The organism is Fulvimonas sp. R45, from assembly GCF_030504985.1.
Taxonomy (GTDB): Bacteria; Pseudomonadota; Gammaproteobacteria; order Xanthomonadales; family Rhodanobacteraceae; genus Rhodanobacter_A.
The window spans coordinates 1-833 of sequence record NZ_JASERU010000045.1 but is presented as its reverse complement, the minus strand read 5'-3'; the positions used below and the strand labels follow the sequence as shown (position 1 = coordinate 833).

The following is an 833-nucleotide window of genomic DNA, read 5'->3' as shown; positions in this document are numbered from 1 at the left end:
TGTATGGACTCCTCATGCAACTAGCCCGGAGTGCTGCAGCAGTCGATGCGGGGTGAATGAATCGGTTGCAGTCGTGTATTCGGCCTTGGGGTGAGCGAACAACGCTCGGGCCATCATGGAATCCGCGAATCGAAAGCCAATCGTTCGGAGCGGCCTCGCAGGCCAGAAGTGTTATCGGCTTGGTTCGATTCGGGACCGACACATTCGCCATGACACAGATCGCTTGGGCAACTCGGGACGGGTGAAGCGGTTACTCGATGGCTGCGGCCATCGGCCGCATGCTGCAGTGGTTGCCGTCGAACGCGGCGTGGTGGTGCTCCATCGCCCAGATCCGTCGGGCGACTTTGTTGGCCAGGGCGACGGCGGCCTTGTTGTGACCCTGCCGGACCTGCAGCGCCAGCGCCCAGGCCTGCAGGCGATCGAGCGGTTGATCCTTCCGCTGCCGAACCTGCGCTGCCCGCAGGGCGGCGCGTGCACCATGGATCAGCAGCAGGCGCAGGTAGCCGTCGCCACGCTTGCTCATGGCACCGAGGTGGCGCTGCGCGCCGGAGGAGTGCTCGCGCGGGGTCAAGCCCAGCCATGCCGCGAAGTGACGGCCGCTGCGGAATCGATCCAGCGGCCCCACGCTGGCACGCAAGGCGGTGGCAGTCAGCAGGCCGACGCCCGGGACGCTCTGATAGCGCTGGCTGACCGGGTCGCTGTCGGCAAAGGCGGCCAGTCGCTGCTCGATCGCATCCATGTCCACCTGCAATCCCGCCAATCGCTCCAGCAACTCGCCCAGCGTGTGACGCAGGGCCATCGGCAGGTCGTTGTCGCCGTCTTCGAGTGCCGCC

1 protein-coding gene is annotated in these 833 nt (G+C 66.3%); it reads right to left on the bottom strand.

The features are described from left to right. Nucleotides 1-250: 250 nt before the first annotated feature. Nucleotides 251-833 (bottom strand): IS110 family transposase (locus QMK61_RS17585; RefSeq protein WP_302073529.1); only part of this gene is annotated, 583 nt, incomplete at its 5' end.